Source organism: Pseudomonas sp. ADAK13, from assembly GCF_012935715.1.
In the GTDB taxonomy this organism is placed as follows: domain Bacteria; phylum Pseudomonadota; class Gammaproteobacteria; order Pseudomonadales; family Pseudomonadaceae; genus Aquipseudomonas.
This window is the reverse complement of record NZ_CP052860.1, coordinates 5,237,197-5,252,677: the sequence shown is the minus strand read 5'-3', so window position 1 is coordinate 5,252,677 and position 15,481 is coordinate 5,237,197. Positions and strand designations below refer to the sequence as shown.

At 63.2% G+C, this 15,481-nt stretch carries 11 protein-coding genes; 1 reads left to right on the top strand and 10 read right to left on the bottom strand.

All coding sequences use genetic code 11. The features are described from left to right. Window positions 1-2 precede the first annotated feature (2 nt). The 5 genes from HKK54_RS24290 to HKK54_RS24270 form a co-directional block, all read right to left on the bottom strand. Window positions 3-818, bottom strand: a complete 816-nt coding sequence (locus tag HKK54_RS24290; protein WP_169388097.1) for a TIM barrel protein — start codon at window positions 816-818, stop codon at window positions 3-5. A 27-nt stretch (window positions 819-845) separates the two neighbouring features. Further along, entirely contained in the window at window positions 846-2,348 is a 1,503-nt protein-coding gene (locus HKK54_RS24285; protein ID WP_169388096.1) for a CoA-acylating methylmalonate-semialdehyde dehydrogenase, read from the bottom strand. Between the two features lie 25 nt (window positions 2,349-2,373). Continuing rightward, window positions 2,374-3,168 (bottom strand): 5-deoxy-glucuronate isomerase, encoded by a 795-nt coding sequence (gene iolB / locus HKK54_RS24280; protein WP_169388095.1) that lies wholly within the window; start codon window positions 3,166-3,168, stop codon window positions 2,374-2,376. Continuing rightward, window positions 3,165-4,058 (bottom strand): myo-inosose-2 dehydratase, encoded by an 894-nt coding sequence (iolE, locus tag HKK54_RS24275; protein ID WP_169388094.1) that lies wholly within the window; start codon window positions 4,056-4,058, stop codon window positions 3,165-3,167. The genes iolB and iolE overlap by 4 nt, the downstream gene beginning before the upstream one ends. A gap of 165 nt (window positions 4,059-4,223) precedes the next feature. Further along, on the bottom strand, window positions 4,224-6,161 hold the full coding sequence (locus tag HKK54_RS24270) for a bifunctional 5-dehydro-2-deoxygluconokinase/5-dehydro-2-deoxyphosphogluconate aldolase (protein WP_169388093.1): 1,938 nt from the start codon (window positions 6,159-6,161) through the stop codon (window positions 4,224-4,226). Window positions 6,162-6,464: 303 nt separating this feature from the next. On the opposite strand from HKK54_RS24270, the gene HKK54_RS24265 reads away from it, so the two are divergent. Next, window positions 6,465-7,361: a MurR/RpiR family transcriptional regulator gene (locus HKK54_RS24265; protein WP_010173178.1), complete on the top strand. Its 897-nt coding sequence runs from the start codon at window positions 6,465-6,467 to the stop codon at window positions 7,359-7,361. A 154-nt stretch (window positions 7,362-7,515) separates the two neighbouring features. On the opposite strand, the gene HKK54_RS24260 is transcribed toward HKK54_RS24265, so the two are convergent. From HKK54_RS24260 to HKK54_RS24240, 5 genes are all read right to left on the bottom strand, one after another. Continuing rightward, the gene (locus HKK54_RS24260; RefSeq protein WP_169388092.1) at window positions 7,516-9,219 is read right to left on the bottom strand and encodes an AMP-binding protein; all 1,704 of its coding nucleotides are present in this window, start codon (window positions 9,217-9,219) and stop codon (window positions 7,516-7,518) included. Between the two features lie 31 nt (window positions 9,220-9,250). Continuing rightward, window positions 9,251-10,549, bottom strand: coding sequence for an acetyl-CoA C-acetyltransferase (locus HKK54_RS24255; protein WP_169388091.1), 1,299 nt, complete (start codon window positions 10,547-10,549; stop codon window positions 9,251-9,253). Beyond that, complete coding sequence (locus HKK54_RS24250) at window positions 10,549-11,436, bottom strand: MaoC/PaaZ C-terminal domain-containing protein (RefSeq protein WP_169388090.1); 888 nt, start codon at window positions 11,434-11,436, stop codon at window positions 10,549-10,551. Before HKK54_RS24250 ends, HKK54_RS24255 begins: the two co-directional genes overlap by 1 nt. Window positions 11,437-11,439: 3 nt before the next feature. Then, window positions 11,440-12,783, bottom strand: a complete 1,344-nt coding sequence (locus HKK54_RS24245; RefSeq protein ID WP_169388089.1) for a 3-oxoacyl-ACP reductase — start codon at window positions 12,781-12,783, stop codon at window positions 11,440-11,442. A 158-nt stretch (window positions 12,784-12,941) separates the two neighbouring features. Next, window positions 12,942-15,479, bottom strand: a complete 2,538-nt coding sequence (locus tag HKK54_RS24240; RefSeq protein ID WP_169388088.1) for an acyl-CoA dehydrogenase — start codon at window positions 15,477-15,479, stop codon at window positions 12,942-12,944. Window positions 15,480-15,481: the final 2 nt, after the last annotated feature.

Genomic DNA, 15,481 nt, shown 5'->3' with positions numbered 1-15,481 from the left:
CCTTATCGTTTTTGCAGGTGGGCGATGCTCGCCCCCAGTGCCTGCTTGATGTCGGCCAGGCCGTGCACGCTGTCGGCGAACGGCTCGAACGACAGGTAGCCGCTGTAGCCGGTGCTGAGCAAGGTGTCGATCTGCGCGGCGTTGCCGAGGATGTCCGCCTCGCCCACCAGCACGCGGTGGCCGTCGCGGATCGAGTTCAGCGGCGCGTCGGCATCTTCCACACCGGAGATGTGCACCAGCCCGGTCAGCTCCGGGAAGAACTCATGTTCACTGGCCAGGTGGTGGTGGAAGGTGTCGTGCACCACGCGGAATACATCCAGCCCGCCAATGGCCTTGATCGCATCCACCGCCACGCGTTTGCGGCGCAGGGAGCATTCTTCAAAGCCCAGGGGCTCGACAAACCCGAGAATCCCGTACTCACGCAGGATCGGCGCCAGCTCACTCAAGGCCGTGCGCAAACCGGCGGCACGCTGGGCTTCGTTGCGCGGGTCGGCGCGGTCGTTCAACGGGCACATGACCAACGCCCGCGCGCCGCTTTCGCGGGCATAGGCGGCCAGCTTGATCGCCTGGGCGCGGCGCTCGTCATTCCACACGTCGAACGGGTACAGCGCGTTGATCGACAGCACGGTGATGCCGTGCACTGCGCACAATTCACGCACGCGGCTGGCGGGGGTGCCGTCTTCAATCTCGATGCCCTTGAGGTCGTTGCGGATCTCGATGGCATCGCATTTGAGAGTCACCGCCAGCTGGATGAAATCCGGCAGGGAAAGGCTGGGGGCGACCATGCGGTTGAGGGCAAAACGTAGAGGCGACTTCATTATTGTTGTGCTCCACACTCGAAAAAATTACTTGGCGGTTGGCATGCTGAATTCAGGGCCCTTGGCGATGCTGTCGGGCCAGCGTTGCATGACGCTTTTGTAGCGGCTGTAGAAACGAATGCCTTCTTCGCCGTAGGCATGGTGGTCGCCGAACAGCGAGCGCTTCCAGCCACCAAACGAATGCCAGGCCATGGGCACCGGAATCGGCACGTTGATGCCGACCATGCCGACCTTGATGGTGCGGGCAAACGCGCGGGCAATGCCGCCGTCGCTGGTAAAGCACGACACGCCGTTGCCGAATTCATGGGCGTTGATCAAGGCCACCGCGCTGGCAAAATCCGCCACCCGCACGATGCCCAGCACCGGCCCGAAGATCTCTTGCTGGTAGATGCTCATCTCGGTCGTTACATTATCGAACAAGGTCGCGCCGACGAAGAAACCACCCTCCGCCCCCGGCACCTTGAAGCCACGGCCATCGACGATCAGCTTCGCGCCCTGGGCCACGCCCTGGTCGATAAAGCCCTCGACCTTGGCCTTGTGTTCGGCGGTGACCAACGGGCCCATCTCGCTGTCTTTCTGCATGCCGTTGCCGACCTTCAACTGGTCAATGCGCGGCAGCAGTTTTTCGATCAGCTTGTCGCCGACATCACCCACCACCACCGCAATCGAAATCGCCATGCAACGCTCGCCGGCCGAGCCGTAGGCCGCACCGATCAAGGCGTCAGCCGCCTGATCCAGGTCAGCATCCGGCATCACGATCATATGGTTCTTCGCGCCGCCCAACGCCTGCACACGCTTGCCGCGCTGGGTGGCCTGCTGATGGATGTACTCGGCAATCGGCGTGGAGCCGACAAATGAAATCGCTTCGATGTCCGGGTGCTGCAACAGGCCGTCCACCGCGCTCTTGTCGCCCTGCACCACGTTGAACACACCGTCGGGCAGCCCGGCTTCGGTCAACAGACGGGCCATCAGCAAACTGACGGACGGGTCACGCTCGGACGGTTTGAGGATGAAGCAATTACCGGTGGCCAATGCCAGCGGGATCATCCACAGCGGCACCATCACCGGGAAGTTGAACGGGGTAATGCCGGCGCACACGCCCAGGGGCTGGCGCAGGTTCCAGTTGTCGATGCCGCCGCCGATGTTGTCGCTGAAATCGGTTTTCAGCAGGTTGGGCGCGCCACAGGCGTACTCGACGATCTCGATGCCGCGGGTGACTTCGCCCTTGGCGTCGGAGAACACTTTGCCGTGCTCGCGGCTGATGATTTCGGCCAGTTCATCGTGGTGCTGGTCGAGCAACTCCTTGAACTTGAACAGCACCCGCGAACGGCGCAGGGACGATTGCTCGGACCACGCCGGGAAGGCGTTCAGTGCCGAGGCCACGGCTTCATCGACGGTCTTCTGGCTGGCCAGCCCGACACGGGCCTGGACTTCGCCGGTGGCCGGGTTGAACACAGGGCTGAAACGCTCACTGTCGCTGTCCTGCACCTGGCCGTTGATGTAATGGCCGATTACCGGGGCGTTGCTCATTGTTCTTGTTCTCCGTCGAAAGTGCTTAAAGATCCAGCAGCCAGCTGTGCTGCGGGTCGTTATGGAAATGCCAGGCTCGCTTGGGGCCGGCCATCACGTTCAGGTAGTAGGACTCGTAGCCATACGGCACGCTGACCGGGTGATACCCCTTGGGCACCACCACCAGGTCGCTGTTTTCCACGGCCATGGCCTGGTCGATGCTGCGGTCGTCGGTGTAGACGCGCTGGAACACAAAGCCCTGGGGCGGGTTGATCTGGTGGTAATAGGTTTCTTCGAGAAAGCTCTGGTGCGGCAAGTCATCGGTGTCGTGCTTGTGGGGCGGGTAACTCGACGAGTGACCGGACGGCGTGCGCACCTCCACCACCAGCAGCGAATGGGCAGGCTCGCTGTCGGGCAGGATGTCGCACACGTAGCGGGTGTTGGCGCCCTTGCCGCGTACGCTGCGTTTGCATTGCTCGGGGCGGATCAATCGAGGCGCAAGACCTGCGTCAGTCGAACCGGGAGCCGCGCAGACCGCGATTTGCACGTCGCTCAGCGCGGTGACCTGGGCGTCGGTGCCCGGTGGCAGGTAGGCAGCAAAGGGGGATTTGTCTTCGAACACCGAGTGGCGATCGCCGAGGTTTTCCCAGTTGAAGCCTTCGCCCTGAATAGTCACCCGGCCGCTGAGCAGCACCAGGCACAGTTCTTTATCACCGGCGGTGACCGGCAAGCTTTCACCCAGGCTCAGGCGGTAGGCGGAGAAGCCCACATATTCCAGGCGCCCTTCTTCCAGCGCGACCATGGTCTGTCCGCGTTTGCTGCTTTTGACCAACAGGCTCATTGTCCAGTCCTCTCGCTCAACAGTGCGCGCAGGGTGTCGTAACCCTTCTTCGCATAGATGTAGCTGGGCGCCACTGCCGGATCCTGCTCGGCTTCCACCACTAACCAGCCGTGGTAGTCGGCGGCCAGCAGCACGTCCAGCAGCGCGGCGAAGTCGATATCACCGTCGCCGGGCACAGTGAAGGTGCCGTTGACGATGCAGTCCGGGAAGCTCCACATCTGGTTGCGCGCCAGTTGCACCACCGGTTTGCGCACGTCCTTGAAGTGCACGTGGCAGATGCGGTCGATGTGTTTGCGCAGCACCTCGATAGGTTCGCCGCCGCCCATGTAGCAGTGGCCCGAATCGAACAGCAGGCCGACTTCCGGGCCGGTGCGGCGCATCAGTTGGTCAATGTCTTCCGGGGATTCGACGTAGGCACCCATATGGTGGTGGTACGCCAGGCGCACGCCCTGGGACAAGGTGAAGCGTGCCAGCTCGGTGAGTTTGTCGGCGTATGCCTGCCAGGCCTGTTCGCTGTGGAAACGCGGGCGTTCCATCAGGCGCACCGGCGAACCCTGGATCGAGTCGGCGACTTCGCCGTACACCAGCACGCTGGCGCCGTTCTCGCGCAGCAGTTCGAGGTGACCGGCGATGGCCTCGATTTCTTCCGCCACCGAGCGCCGGGCCAGGCGGCTGGAGTACCAGCCGGAGACCAGTGCCAGGTCATACGGGCGCAGTACATCGCCGACGCCTTTGGCGTCCTTGGGGAACTTGCCGTTGAGTTCGAAGCCTTCGTAGCCGATGTCCTTGCCCTCACTGAGGGCTGTGCTCAACGGCGTTTCGCCACCCAGGGCCGGCAGGTCGTCGTTGCTCCAGGAGATCGGGTTGATGCCAATTCGGATAGCGGGCATGGCTGCACCTATTATTGTTTTTTCAGAGTTGCCTGAGATCTGCTTTATGTGCGAGCTGGCTTGCCTGCGATGCGGGCGACTCGGTCTAACAGGTGTACCGAGGTGATGCCATCGCAGGCAAGCCAGCTCCCACATTTGATTGCATTCCAATTCAACGACCGGGGTTTAACTTCGGGCGCTGCGCCAGGCATTGATCAGTTGTTCAAAGATGCCCTGGGCTTGTTGAATCAACCCCTCATCGTCAATCTCCCCGGCCAGCCAGGCACGGCTTGGCTCCTGGAAGATCGTGCGGCCCACGGCGAAACCACGGCAGGTCTGGCTCTGGCTGGCTTGCCGGAAGCCATCGGCCAGGCATTCGGCCGAGGCGTTCAGCCCCAGCAGCACCACGCCGCGGCAGTAGGGATCGCGCTCCTGAATCAGTTCGTCGAGCTTTTTCCAGTCTTCGGCCGACTGCGCTTCAATCTTCCACCACGCCGGGTAGATACCCAGGTTGTACAGGCGTTTGAGGCTGCGATAGAGCACATCGGGATAGGTGGACGGGTGATCCTTGGGCGGCACCACTTCCAGCAACAGCTCATGGCCGCTGACCAGGGACGCCTGGTACAGGCTCTTGAGTTGCGCTTCCTGTTCCAGGCGCAGCAGCGGTTCGTCGTCGGGGTGAAATTGCACCAGGCACTTGATGATCTGTTCCTGAGGCCAGGCAATCAGGTTGCTGCCCACCGAGCGACCGTGCTCAAAGACCAATGGCCGGGAGTTCTGGACTTCCACGGGGCGGGCGATCCACCAGCCGCGACCGCTGGCGGCGTTCAGTGCGTCCTGGCCGAAGCGCTGGTCGGCCAGAATCCCCACATCGGCCTCGACGCCCTGCTCCGCCAGTTTGCTTTCAACCCGTTCCACAGCCTGGATAAACAGCTGCTTGAGGGCGCTGATGCGCGCCGGGTCCTGGCCGCCCTTTTGTGCCAGTTCCACTAATTGCCAGCGATGGTCGAAGGCAAACACAAAGAGCTGCTTCCAGGCTTTGCGCGGCACGCTGACCTGGTGCAGGCGTTGCAGCGCCGCGTCCTGGTCCGGGCGGGTAATCGGCACCGGGCTGTTGAACAGGTAATCGAGTTCGGCACGGGTCGGCATGGCCGGGGCGCAGGCATGGCGGGACACCACCAGGCCGCCGCAGGCATTGGCCAACTGGCAGCAGCGCTCGTCGCTGGCGTCTTCAAGCCAGCCGCTGAGGAAGCCGGACATGAACGCGTCACCGGCGCCCAATACGTTGAGCACTTCCACCCGTACACCAGGGTAGATCGCGCCGTCTTCGAGGCGGGCCGGGATGTCGCCGTGGATTACCGTGCAGCCTTGCGGGCCGAGCTTGACCACCAGGGTGGCCGAGGTCAGGCCGCGCACGGTACGCAACGCCGTCAGCAAGTCTTCGCTGCCGCCGGCAATCAGGAATTCTTCTTCGGTGCCGACGATCAGGTCAAACCGCGGGAGGATTTTTTGCACGTGCTGGCTGACATTCTGGTCGGCCACAAACCGGGTTTCACCGTCGGCCTTGCCGGCCAGGCCCCAGAGCACCGGGCGGTAGTCGATGTCGAGCACGCGCTTGACGTTGTGCTTCTCGGCATAGTCCAGCGCCTGGATGCTGGCCTTGTACACGCCGTCGGTGGAGAAGTGAGTGCCGGTGATCAGCAGCGCCTTGCTGGAAGCAATAAACGCTTCGCTGATGTCTTCGGCGCGCAGGGCCATGTCGGCGCAGTTCTCGCGGTAGAACACCAGCGGGAAGGTTTCACGGTCCTTGAGGCCCAGCAGCACCATGGCGGTGAGGCGTTCCGGGTCGACCTTGATGCCGCTGACGTCGCAGCCTTCGCGGGCCAGGGACTCCAGCAGGAAACGCCCCATATGGTCGTCACCCACCCGGCTCAACATCGCCGACTTGAGCCCCAGCCGCGCGGTGCCGAACGCGATGTTGGCGGAGGAACCGCCGAGGTACTTGGCGAAGCTTGAGACATCCTCCAGCCGTGCACCCACTTGTTGTGCGTAAAGGTCGACGCCCAGGCGTCCCAGGCAAATCAGATCCAATTGACGCCCACTGGCAAAACGAGTCTGGCCCATGCTGGCTCCTGTTATTTTTATCAGCCTGCGTCTGCCGTCGTGGTGGCGGCATACGCTCTTGGTGCAAGCAGACTAGAACGTCTGGGGGCGCCAATCAATATTTATTCTATAAATATTTTTTGTGGAATATATTTTCCAATACGCCATCATCGGTGTGTTCCAGCCACGGTGCATCGTTTCAGCCGCACCGTGTGGCGGGATGCCGAGGTATTTTTTTGCGCCTACCCTGTAGACTTGCGCACATCGACTTATTGTCAGGGGCGGCTCACCGCGCCCTATAAGAACAAGCCAGAAGGATTCCCTATGTCCCAGAGCGCCCCGGAAGACGCACTCGCCAGCCCGCCGATCAACGCCGAGCGGCTGTTGCAGCTGATCACCGATGAATACGAGAGCCTGCCGCGCCAGCTCAAGCGCATCGCCAGCTACATGAGCCAGCAGAGCGACCGGATCATGGTCGACCGCATCAGCGACATCGCCCGTGAATGCGAAGTGCACCCGTCGGCCATCGTGCGGTTTTCCCAGCGTTTCGGTTTCAGTGGTTTCAGTGAGATGCAGGCGTTGTTCCGCGAGGCCTACACCCACAAGACCACGCCGGTGCAGAACTACCAGCAGCGCATCCGCAGCATGATCGCCAACAAGTCGCAGAAAGCCAGCGGCGGCGACCTGGCGCGTGAGTGCGTGAATGCCACGCTGTCCGGGATCGAGCGCCTGGGCCTGGAACTGGACGACGTGGCCTTCGACAAGGCCGTGGACCTGGTGGTGAATGCCGACAACATCTACGTGGTCGGCGTGCGCCGCTCGTTCGCCGTGGCGGACTACCTGGTGTACAACCTGCAGCACACCAACAAGCGCATTCACCTGGTCTCGGGGTTGGGCGGCAGTTATCGCGAGCAGATGCGCAGTGTGCGGGCGAATGATTTGGTGATCGCCATCAGCTTTACGCCGTACGGCAAGGAAACCCAGCACTGCCTGCGGATTGCCCAGCATCATCAGGCCAAGACGCTGATCATTACCGACAGCAACCTGTCGCCCCTGGCCAAGCGGGCGAGCACGGTGTTGCTGGTGAATGAAGGCTCGTCGTTTGCGTTCAGGTCACTGAGTGCGACGCTTTGCCTGTGCCAGGCGTTGTTTATTGCCGTGGCGTATCGGCTGGAGTTGAAGGTCGATGAGATTCATGAGCAGGTGGGATTCGACGACTGACGGCGAGCATGTAGGAGCTGGCTTGCTGTGGTGAGGGGGCTTGTCCCCCGTCGGGTTCACCATAGATTGATGGGGCTGCTTCGCAGCCCAACGCGGGGCAAGCCCGCTCACCACAGCAAGCCAACTCCTACATTTTGACCGAGTGCACTCGGGATTAGCGCAACGCTCGGCGCAACACCTTGCCCACCGTCGTCTTGGGCAACTCCTCGGTACGAAACTCCACAAACCGCGGCACCTTGTACCCCGTCAGGTATTCCCGGCAATGCGCCAGAATCTGCTCCTGGGTCAGACCCGGGTCCTTGCGCACCACGATGATTTTCACCCGCTCGCCGGTCACGCCATCCTCCACCCCAATCGCCGCCACTTCCGCCACGCCGGGGTGCAGCGCCACCACGTCTTCGATCTCGTTGGGGTACACGTTGAACCCCGACACCAGGATCATGTCCTTCTTGCGGTCCACCAGGCGAATGAAGCCCTGCTCATTCATCACCCCGATATCCCCGGTCGACAGCCAGCCTTCAGCATCCAGCACCTCGGCCGTTTCCGCCGGGCGTTTCCAGTAACCCTGCATCACCTGCGGCCCGCGCACTTGCAGTTCGCCCTGCTCGCCCAGTTCCGCCAGCTCTCCGTCCTCGCGGATAAACCGCACCCAGGTGGACGGCAGCGGCACGCCGATGCTGCCGGTGAATTCCATTTCGCGCATGCGTGAGATGTCGATGGGGCTGATGCTGACTACCGGCGAGCACTCGGTGAGGCCGTAGCCTTCTATGATCGGCAAGCCGGTGACTTCCTTCCAGCGCTTGGCCACGGCGGTGTGGGTGGCCATGCCGCCGGCGATCACCATGCGCAGGTCGGAGAAATCCCGGGCGCAGAATTCCTTGTTTTCCAGCAAGCCGTTGAACAGCGTATTCACCCCGGCAATCCCGTTGAAACGCTCCTTGCGCAGGATCATCTGCACCCGTTTCACGTCCCGCGGGTTGGCGATCAGGATGTTGCGCCCGCCCAGGCACATGAACATCAGGCAGTTCACCGTGAGGGAAAAGATGTGGTACAGCGGCAGCAAGGTGACGTTGGTTTCCTGCTGGTTCTGATCCAGTTGATCTCCGACCCACGCCTTGGCCTGCAACAGGTTGGCGATGATGTTGCGATGGCTGAGCATCACGCCTTTGGCATCGCCGGTGGTGCCACCGGTGTATTGCAGGAAGGCCAGGTCTTCGCGGTTCATCGGCACGGCCAGATGGGTTTGCCCGCGTCCCTGTTTCAAGACCTGGTTGAAACGCACGGCCCCCGGCAAATTGAAACGCGGCACCTGCTTCTGCACGCTGCGCAGGATGAAGTTCATCGCCGCGCCCTTGAACGTACCAAGCAAGTCGCCGATGGCCGCAATCACCACGCGTTTGACGGTACTGGCGGCAACCACCTTCTCCAGGGTGTGGGCGAAGTTTTCGAAGATCACGAGGGTCTCCGCTCCGCTGTCCTTGAGCAAATGCTGCAGCTCCCGGGCGGTGTACAACGGGTTGACGTTGACCACCACCGCGCCCGCCAGGATCGTGCCCAGCAGGCAGATCGGGTACTGCAAGCAGTTGGGCATCATCAGCGCCACCCGGTCGCCCTTCTTCACGCCCTGGGCTTGCAGCCAGGCGGCAAAGGCAATGCCCTGGATCTCCCAGTCAGCGTAGGTCATTTCGGTGCCGATGCTGACGTAGGCCACGCGGTCGCGGAACTTGTGCAGGTGCTCCAGGAACACCTCGCGCAACGACGGGTAATCCTCGATGCCGGCGTCGATGTCGGCCGGCACGCCGGGCAGGTAAGCGTTCAACCAGAGGCGTTCGGTCTGTTCCAGGCTTACAGCGTTCATGGCAGTCTCCTTGTTGTTTTTATGGCGGGAACTACTTTTCGACGATAGCGGTAATGCCCAGCCCACCGGCCGCGCAAATCGAAATCAAGCCGCGCCCGCCGCCCCGCTGGTGGATGGCCTTGGCCAGCGCCGCCAGTTGCCGGCCACCGGTGGCGGCGAACGGGTGACCGCAGCCGAGGGAACCACCGTTGATGTTCATTTTGGCGCGGTCGATGCTGCCCAGCGGCGCATCGAGGCCCAGGCGGTCGCGGCAGTAATCCGGGTCTTCCCAGGCCTTGAGGGTGCACAGCACCTGGGCGGCGAAGGCTTCGTGGATTTCGAACAGATCGAAGTCGGCGAACGTCAGGCCTTCGCGCTGGAGCATGCGCGGCACGGCGTAGGCCGGGGCCATCAGCAGGCCTTCGGTGCCGTCGACGAAATTCACCGCCGCGGTTTCGCCGGTTCTTAAATAGGCCAATACGGGCAGGCCACGTTCGGCGGCCCACGCTTCGCTGGCCAGCAGCACCACTGAAGCGCCATCGGTCAGGGGCGTGGAGTTGCCGGCGGTGAGCGTGCCGTTCTGGCGATCGTAGGCCGGCGACAGGCCGGCGAGTTTCTCCAGGCTGGCGTCAGCCCGCAGGTTGTTGTCCCGGGCCAGGCCACGATACGGGCTGATCAAATCGTCGAAAAACCCCCGCTTGTAGGCCGCGTCCAGCCGCTGGTGGCTGGTGAGGGTAAGTTCGTCCTGGGCCAGGCGCTTGATCTGCCAACGCTTGGCCATTTCTTCGCAGTGCTCGCCCATGGACAAGCCGGTGCGCGGCTCACCATTGCGCGGCAGCAGCGGCTTGAAAAACATCGACGGGCGCACGCCCATCAAGGCTTTTAACTTTGCGCCGGTGCCCTTGGCGCGGTTGGCTGACAGCAAGGTTCGGCGCAGGGATTCGTTAATGCCAATGGGCGCGTCGGACGTGGTGTCGGCGCCACCGGCAATGCCCACTTCAATTTGCCCAAGGGCGATTTTATTCGCCACCAACAATGCCGCTTCGAGGCCGGTGCCGCAGGCTTGTTGCAGGTCGTAGGCCGGGGTTTCGGGCGACAGCGTGGTGGACAGCAAGCTTTCCCGGGCCAGGTTGAAATCCCGGGAATGCTTGATCACCGCACCGGCGGCAAACTCCCCCAGGCGCAGGCCGTGGAGGTTGTAGCGGTCCACTAAACCTTGCAAAGCAGCGACCAGCAAATCCTGATTACTGTCATGGGCGTACACGGTGTTGGAGCGGGCGAACGGAATACGGTTGCCGCCGATAATCGCCACGCGGCGGGTCGGTGCCGGGCTGAAACTGTAGTCACTCATCAATGGCTCTCTTTCCAGATAAACAGCCCACGCATATGGGGTTTGTCACCGGTGACATTGCGCACTTCAAACTCACGGCGCGGGCCGGTCGGCGGGGCGTTCCACAGGGCGACCTGGCCGGGCAGGAAGATCGGCAGCTTGAAGTCGCAATGGGCTTCGGCCTGGTCGAGTCCGCCGGGCGGTTGCTGGGCCGCCAGGGCGCGGCCCAGGGTCCACATGCCGTGGGCGATGGCCCGGCGAAAACCGAACAGTCTGGCGCCAATCATCGAGGTATGAATCGGGTTGAAATCCCCCGAGACCTTGGCAAAACGCCGCCCCAGATCCGCCGGCAGCACCCAGCGCTGGGTACGCAGCAAACCGTCTTCCTGCAACGGCAGCACGTCGCTCCAGGGCTCGCCGACCGGGGCGTTTACGTCACGGCGCAGGTACAGGCTGTCGCTCTCCCACACCAGGGTGCCGGCGCTGTAGGCCCGGGTGGCGATGCTCAGGGCCTGGCCCTTGGGATGGGCCACCCAGCGCTCGCAATACACCTCCAGGCGCAGGGCCTGGCCTTCCTCCAGGCGCTGATGCTGACGGATACGGTTGGCCAGGTGCACCATGCCGCTGGCCGGGTACGGGAAGCTCGGGCGGGTCAGCAGCATCAGGTGCAACGGGAACGCCAGCACATGGGGATAGGACAGTGGCACGCCTTGCTCACGGCGAAAACCACAAGCCCGGCCGTAGGCCGCAATGCCCTGGGCAGACAGCTCGACCGCCGAACGCACCAGGCGTTCTTTCGGCAGCGTCGGTGCGCCTTCCACCTTGGGTTTGCGCATTGCCAATACGCCGTCCAGCAGCAGGCGCGAACGCGAGGGTGGCGGGTCAATAATCTGCGTCACATAGTCCATGTGTCAGGCTCCCAACAGGCTTTGGCCGCAGACCCGCACCACCTGGCCATTGACCCCGCCCGAAGCCGGATGCGCCAGCCAGGCGATGGTTTCCGCCACGTCGATGGGCTGCCCGCCCTGGGACATGGAATTCATCCGCCGCCCCGCTTCGCGAATCATCAGCGGGATCTTTGCGGTCATCTGGGTTTCGATAAAGCCCGGTGCCACCGCATTCACCGTCACCTGCTGCGCCGCCGCCTGCGGTGCCAGGCCTTGTACCAGGCCGATTACCCCGGCCTTGGAGGTGGCGTAATTGCTTTGGCCGAGGTTGCCGGCGATGCCGGAAATCGACGAGACACACACAATCCGCCCACCCGGCTTCAGGCCCTGGCTTTCCAGCAGCGCGGTGCTCAGGTGCAACGGCGCTTCGAGATTCACCGCCAGTACGCTGCGCCATGCGGCTTCGGTCATCTTGGCGATGGTTTTGTCGCGGGTGATCCCGGCGTTGTGCACCACCACATCGAAGGCACCGTGTTGACTGATATGGGCTTGCAACTGTTGCGCGGCATCAGTGGCGGTGATGTCCAGCGCCAGCGCAGTGCCGCCGACACTGCTGGCGGCTTGTTGCAGCGAGTCCTGGGCCTGGGGCACGTCCACGCAGACCACTTGCGCACCGTCGCGGGCCAGCACCTGAGCGATCGCCAGCCCGATGCCACGGGAAGCGCCGGTGACCAGGGCGCGGCGGCCGCTGAGGGGTTTGTCCCAGTTGATCTCGGCTTGGGTGTCCACCGGGTTTTCCAGACGCACCACCTGCCCCGAGACATAGGCCGAGCGCCGCGACAGGAAGAACCGCAGGCTGCTCTCCAGCGCGCCTTCGGCACCCGGTGCGACGTAGATCAACTGCACCGTGATCGCCCGGCGCAGTTCCTTGGCCAGTGAGCGCACCAAACCTTCAAGGGCGCGCTGGGCGATGGCCTGGGGCAGGTCCTTGCACAACTCCGGCGCGGTGCCGAGCACCACCACCCGGGCGTGTTGCCCCAGACGCTTGCCATTGATGTGGAAGAACTCGTAGAGCTCGTCCAGTTGCTTGAGGTCGGCGATGTCGCTGGCGTCGAACACCGCGCCCTGGACCTTGACCGTGGAAGGCGCCTTGAGGGTCGCAGCGGTGGCGGTCACTGTATCGGTGGCGGTGAAGATGCGCTGGATTTGCGCCCCCAGGCGCCCTGCCCCGGCGACGATAACCGGGTTGGCCAGGCCTTGTTGGCCGCTGCGGTGACGTTGCAATGCCAGGGGTTGGGGCAGCCCGGCAGTGCGGGCCAGCCAGGCTCCCCAGGGGGAATTGACGAAAGAAAGGTAGCTGTCACTCATGGGTAAACTCACTCACAACACGGTGTTGCCATGGAAACCCGACCCCCTGTGGGAGCTGGCTTGCCTGCGATGGCATCGCCTCGGTGTAACGGATACACCGCGGCGTCTGCATCGCAGGCAAGCCAGCTCCCACATTGACCGTATTCCTCCAGTTCCAGTCAGTTGACCGGCGCGTTTTCGCCTTGGCTGGCGCGGCGTCTTGCGCTCGGTTTGGCGGCCTGTTCCAGCGCCTGCTGGCGCTGTTGCAAGGCTTCCAGCAAACCGAAGTCCTGCGGGAAGTCGTCCACCTGAATCGCGTGATCGCCGTATTCCACGTAGCGCGCCAGCAAGCTGTCGTCGTCCTCGCTGATCAGGTCCAGCGCCCGCGCCTTGACCCGCCACGGAGTAAACGCCGCGCCGGAAATCGGCATCGGTTCGATCAGGCCTTGCTTGATCGCGCCCTTGAGCCGCGCCTCGATCAGCTCCACCTGCGGCAGCAGGCGCAAAGCCAATTCACCATAGGCGAGCTTGTCGATTTCCGGCCGCGGGATATAGGAGTTGCCCAGCAAGCGGTCACGAGTCTCGCCCGGGATCTGCACCAGCTCTGCCACTTGGGCCAGCAGGCGATCCGATGGTTTGCGCTGCGGGATACCGAACGGGAACGTCAGGCCACGCACCACGGCCGAGGCGGTTTTCGACGGGTAGTTATCGAGCACTTCAGCCAGGGCTTCATGAGCACGCAGCAACGCGTCCTGCGCCGCCCAATGCACCAGCGGCAAATCGGCCTGGGGCCGGCCATCATCCTCAAAACGCTTGAGCACGCAGGACAGGATGTACAGCTGGGACAGAATGTCCCCCAGCCGCCCGGTGATACTTTCCTTGCGCTTGAGGGCACCGCCCAGCACGCCCATGGAAATGTCCGAGATCAGGGCCAGCACCACCGACAGCCGATTGGCCTGGCGGTAGTAGGACGCCAGCGCCGGGTCGGTCTTGCCCGGCACGGAAATCAGCCGTCCGCCCGTCAGCGAATGCACCGCTGCACGTACGGTATTGGCCAGCACAAAGCTCAGGTGACCGAACATCGCGCTGTCGAAGTCCACCAGGGCCTTGCGCCGGTCCGTGTTGCGCGCCGCTTCCATCTCGCGGAACACATAGGGATGGCAACGGATCAGGCCCTGGCCGTAGATGATCAGGCAGCGGGTCATGATGTTCGCACCCTCCACCGTGATCGCGATGGGGCTTTGCTGGTAGGCCCGCGCGAGGAAGTTGTTGGGGCCCATGCAGATGCCCTTGCCGGCGACGATATCCATGCCGTCGTTGACGATGATGCGTGCCCGCTCGGTGACGTGATATTTGGCAATGGCCGAAATCACCGACGGTTTTTCACCGGCATCCAGTGAAGCCACCGAGACCTTGCGCACCGCGTCGCAGGCATACAGATGCCCGGCCATGCGCGCCAGGGGCGCCTGTACGCCTTCGAACTTGCCGATGGGCAGGCCGAACTGCTTGCGCATTGCCGCATACGCCGTAGTGCCGCGCACGGCCACCTTGCCCAGGCCGACGTTGGCCGATGGCAGGGAAATCGCCCGGCCGGCTGCCAGGCATTCCATCAGCATGCGCCAGCCGTTGCCGACTTGCTCGCGGCCACCGATCACCCATTCCAGCGGGATAAACACGTCCTTGCCGGTGGTCGGGCCGTTCTGGAACACGGCGTTGAGTGGCCAGTGACGCCGGCCGCTGTTTACCCCCGGATGGGACGTGGGGATCAACGCACAGGTGATGCCCAGGGAGCCAGGCTGGCCGAGCAAACCATCCGGGTCTTCGGCGCGGAAGGCCAGGCCGAGCACCGTGGCAATCGGGCCGAGAGTGATGTAGCGCTTGTCCCAGGTCACGCGAAAACCCAGCACTTCCTCGCCTTCATGCTGGCCTTTGCAGACGATGCCCAGATCCGGAATCGCCCCCGCATCGGAGCCGGCATACGGGCTGGTCAGGGCGAAGCACGGGATGTCTTCTCCACGGGCCAGGCGTGGCAGGTAATAGTTGCGCTGGGCGTCGGTGCCGTAGTGCAGCAACAGTTCGGCCGGGCCCAGGGAGTTGGGGACCATCACCGAAATCGCCGCCGCCGAGCAACGGGTAGACAGCTTCATCACCACCTGGGAATGGGCATAGTGGGAGAAGCCTTTGCCGCCGTATTCCTTGGGAATGATCATGCCGAGGAAACCGGCGTCCTTGGTGTACTGCCAGCCTTCGGGGGACATGTCTTGCCAGATCTGGGTGGTTTCCCAGTCGTTGGACATGTCGCACAAGGTCTCGACTTCATTGTCGAGGAACGCCTGTTCTTCAGCGCTGAGGCTTGCCGGCGCGGCTTGCAGCAGGCGTTCCCAGCGGGGTTTGCCGCTGAACAGCTCGGCGTCCCACCACACGGTGCCGGACTCGATCGCGGCGCGCTCGGTGTCGGACATCGCCGGCATGATGCTGCGGAAAAGGCCCAGGGCCTTGCTGGTCAACAGGGCGCGGCGCAGGGGTTTGATCGTCAGCAGCAGCGCGGGCAACAGCACCAGCACCGCCACCACACTGGCGCCGAAACCGGCGACCACGTTGAACAGGTAACCGACCGCCAGCCAGGCCAGGCCGACACCCAGCCAGAGGGTGGCGGCGGCTTGTCTATACGCCAGGGCAATCGCTGCTGCGAGTCCCGCCAATAACCAGATAACCATGG

Bases quoted from the DNA above. Each gene is read 5' to 3' on its own strand.
- HKK54_RS24290 (WP_169388097.1), bottom strand. From the start codon at position 818: ATGAAGTCGCCTCTACGTTTTGCCCTCAACCGCATGGTCGCCCCCAGC.
- HKK54_RS24285 (WP_169388096.1), bottom strand. From the start codon at position 2,348: ATGAGCAACGCCCCGGTAATCGGCCATTACATCAACGGCCAGGTGCAG.
- iolB (WP_169388095.1), bottom strand. From the start codon at position 3,168: ATGAGCCTGTTGGTCAAAAGCAGCAAACGCGGACAGACCATGGTCGCG.
- iolE (WP_169388094.1), bottom strand. From the start codon at position 4,058: ATGCCCGCTATCCGAATTGGCATCAACCCGATCTCCTGGAGCAACGAC.
- HKK54_RS24270 (WP_169388093.1), bottom strand. From the start codon at position 6,161: ATGGGCCAGACTCGTTTTGCCAGTGGGCGTCAATTGGATCTGATTTGC.
- HKK54_RS24265 (WP_010173178.1), top strand. From the start codon at position 6,465: ATGTCCCAGAGCGCCCCGGAAGACGCACTCGCCAGCCCGCCGATCAAC.
- HKK54_RS24260 (WP_169388092.1), bottom strand. From the start codon at position 9,219: ATGAACGCTGTAAGCCTGGAACAGACCGAACGCCTCTGGTTGAACGCT.
- HKK54_RS24255 (WP_169388091.1), bottom strand. From the start codon at position 10,549: ATGAGTGACTACAGTTTCAGCCCGGCACCGACCCGCCGCGTGGCGATT.
- HKK54_RS24250 (WP_169388090.1), bottom strand. From the start codon at position 11,436: ATGGACTATGTGACGCAGATTATTGACCCGCCACCCTCGCGTTCGCGC.
- HKK54_RS24245 (WP_169388089.1), bottom strand. From the start codon at position 12,783: ATGAGTGACAGCTACCTTTCTTTCGTCAATTCCCCCTGGGGAGCCTGG.
- HKK54_RS24240 (WP_169388088.1), bottom strand. From the start codon at position 15,479: ATGGTTATCTGGTTATTGGCGGGACTCGCAGCAGCGATTGCCCTGGCG.